Origin of the sequence: Shewanella sp. 11B5 (assembly GCF_002836795.1) — a bacterium.
GTDB classification, from domain to species: Bacteria; Pseudomonadota; Gammaproteobacteria; order Enterobacterales; family Shewanellaceae; genus Shewanella; species Shewanella frigidimarina.
This window is the reverse complement of record NZ_PJAP01000910.1, coordinates 1-3,204: the sequence shown is the minus strand read 5'-3', so window position 1 is coordinate 3,204 and position 3,204 is coordinate 1. Positions and strand designations below refer to the sequence as shown.

The following is a 3,204-nucleotide window of genomic DNA, read 5'->3' as shown; positions in this document are numbered from 1 at the left end:
AATGGGGTGACCAGTAAGGTAAAGCCCTAATGTTTCGCGCTCACCTTCCAACCAAATTTTGTCTGGCCACGGAGTACAATGGACAAAGTTTTGCTTACTGTCTTCAGGTTCACTATTGAGTAAACCAAACATGTCATTTTGACCAGTCGCTTCTGCTTTAGCATGTTGCGCCGCAGCACTAATCGCTTGAGGCAAGGTCGCCATCATTGATGCTCGATGCGGGCCTAATGTGTCTAAGGCGCCTGCAAGGATAAGCTTTTCAATCACTCGCTTGTTGAGTTTTTTCAAATCAATTCGAGCACAAAAATCAAACAGGTCGGTAAACGGCCCATTTTTACGGGCTTCTAAAATAGAGTCTACCGGACCTTCACCCACGCCTTTAATCGCGCCGATACCATAAACAATATTGAGGTCGTCATCGACCGTAAATTTGAATAAGCCTTTGTTTACATCGGGCGGAATTAGCGGCAAGCCCATGCGTTCACATTCATCAACCAAGGTGACGATTTTGTCGGTGTTGTCCATGTCGGCAGACATTACCGCGGCCATAAACTGCGATGGGAAATGTGTTTTTAGCCATAAAGTTTGATACGACACCAGTGCATAAGCGGCAGAATGCGATTTGTTAAAACCGTAACCGGCGAACTTTTCCACCAAATCGAAGATTTTCATCGACAAGTCGCCATCGACGCCGTTATTAATCGCACCTTCTTTAAAGGTACCGCGCTGCTTGGCCATTTCTTCAGGTTTTTTCTTACCCATTGCACGACGGAGCATATCCGCGCCGCCGAGGGTGTAACCCGACAATACCTGAGCAATCTGCATCACCTGCTCTTGGTACAAAATAATGCCGTAGGTCGGTGACAATAACTCTCTTAGTGACTCATGCTGATATTCAGCATCTGGGTATGACACTTCTTCACGGCCGTGCTTACGTTCAATAAAGTTGTCAACCATGCCTGACTGCAAAGGACCTGGGCGGAAAAGTGCCACTAGTGCAATCATGTCTTCAAAACAGTCGGGTTGCAGACGTTTAATGAGGTCTTTCATACCGCGAGATTCCAGCTGGAATACCGCGGTTGTTTCGTAGCGTTGCAGTAATCTAAAACAGGCAGGATCAGCAAGCGGAATGGCTTCGATACTAACGGGGTCTTTACCTTCTTTAATCAGGCGCGGATTAATCATCTGCAATGCCCAATCAATAATGGTTAAGGTACGTAAGCCCAAGAAATCGAACTTAACCAGACCAGCAGTTTCAACGTCATTTTTATCAAATTGTGTTACGGGGTTTAAGCCTTCGGCATCGCAATATAACGGTGCAAAGTCGGTTATTCGAGTCGGTGCGATAACCACACCACCGGCATGCTTACCCGCGTTACGTGTTACCCCTTCTAAGCGGCGACACATATCGATAAGCTCTTTAACGTCTTCATCGCCGTCATAGGCTTCAGGAAGCGCGGGTTCAACTTCAAAGGCTTTCGCCAATGTCATCCCTGGTTCTGCGGGGATTAATTTAGTTAGACGTTCAACAAAGCCGTAAGGATGACCTAATACGCGGCCAACATCGCGCACAACGGCTTTGGCTGCCATGGTACCAAAGGTAATAATCTGTGATACCGCTTCTCGACCGTATAGTTCTGCTACGTGGTCAATGACTTCATCGCGTCGGTCCATACAAAAGTCGACGTCGAAATCGGGCATGGATACACGTTCAGGGTTCAAGAAACGTTCGAACAGTAAATCGTATTCTAGTGGATCTAAGTCGGTAATTTTAAGCGCGTATGCGACTAACGATCCCGCACCAGAACCACGGCCGGGACCAACTGGAATGCCGTTGTCTTTGCCCCACTGAATAAACTCCATCACGATAAGGAAGTAACCGGGGAAACCCATCTGGTTAATTACTTTTAATTCAATCTCAAGACGTTCGTCATATTCGCCCCGTTTTTCAACGCGAACTTGTGGATCTGGAAATAAAAACTCAAGACGTTCTTCTAAACCTTTAACGGACACGTTAACCAAGAAATCTTCAATGGATAAGTCGCCGGTAGGGAAATTAGGTAAAAAGTATTCATTTAGGCGAATGGTGACATTACAGCGTTTCGCAATTTCAACGCTGTTTTGAATTGCTGACGGAATATCAGCAAATAATGCAATCATTTCATCTTCGGTGCGCAGATATTGTTGATCGCTATAGGTTTTAGGGCGACGTGGATCGACTAAAGTAAAACCATCATGAATAGCGACCCGGATTTCATGGGCTTCGAAATCATCTTGTTTTAAAAACACCACTTGGTTGGTGGCAACAACAGGTAAACCTTTTATTGATGCTAACTCAACCGCCATGTGCAAATAGCGCTCTTCATGTGCTCGGCCAGTACGAATAAGTTCAAGGTAATAGCGGTCTTCAAAGTGTTGTTGATAAAAGGCAATTAACGACTCGACTTGGTTTTGATTGCCTTTTAATAATGCTTTGCCGACATCACCATCTTTGGCACCCGAGATAATGATCAAACCGCTGTTGTATTTGACTAACCAATCTTGGTCGATCACCACACGGTTATCAACATGACCGCGAAGATAGGCTTCACTGATTAGTTGGGTCAGGTTTTGGTAACCTTCATTGTTCATCGCGATAATGGTTAAGGCACAGAATTCTTTTTCAAATCCAGGGGTTTGCACCCAAAAATCGGCACCAATGATCGGCTTAATTCCCGCACCATTACAAGCACCATAAAACTTAACCAAACCACAAAAGTTGTTTTGATCAGTTAACGCTATTGCTGCCATCCCCTGATTTTCAGCAGCAGCAATAATAGGTTTAACTTTAGCAACGCCATCTGACATTGAATAATCACTGTGGACGCGCAAATGAACAAAACGAGGATCGGACATAGAATATTTTTTCTTCGAAAAAGATGAATGAAACAACACGAAAATGCGGGATTTAGACTACCAAACTAAGCGACGTTATCCAACGATAAACTCGCTTAATCTGGTCATGATCAAAATGTATTTTGGAGTAAAATGCGATCCGCAACAGGTTTAAAACTTTTACGATGTTCAGGCAACACACCATATAAGGCTAGCGCTTCAAAGTGTGCTTTGGTTGGATAACCTTTATGTTTAGCAAAGCCATACTGTGGATATTGACTGTCTAACGTATCCATCTCGGCATCACGAGTCACTTTGGCAATAATGGAT

The 3,204-nt window shown here is 44.4% G+C and carries 2 protein-coding genes; both read right to left on the bottom strand.

Going from position 1 to position 3,204, the window contains the following annotated elements; all coding sequences use genetic code 11:
* Positions 1-2,895: DNA polymerase III subunit alpha (gene dnaE / locus CXF78_RS18075; RefSeq protein WP_102037544.1), on the bottom strand; the 2,895-nt coding region annotated here is incomplete at its 3' end.
* Positions 2,896-3,005: 110 nt separating this feature from the next.
* On the bottom strand, positions 3,006-3,204 hold a 199-nt coding region (locus CXF78_RS18070; protein ID WP_374702305.1), incomplete at its 5' end, for a ribonuclease HII.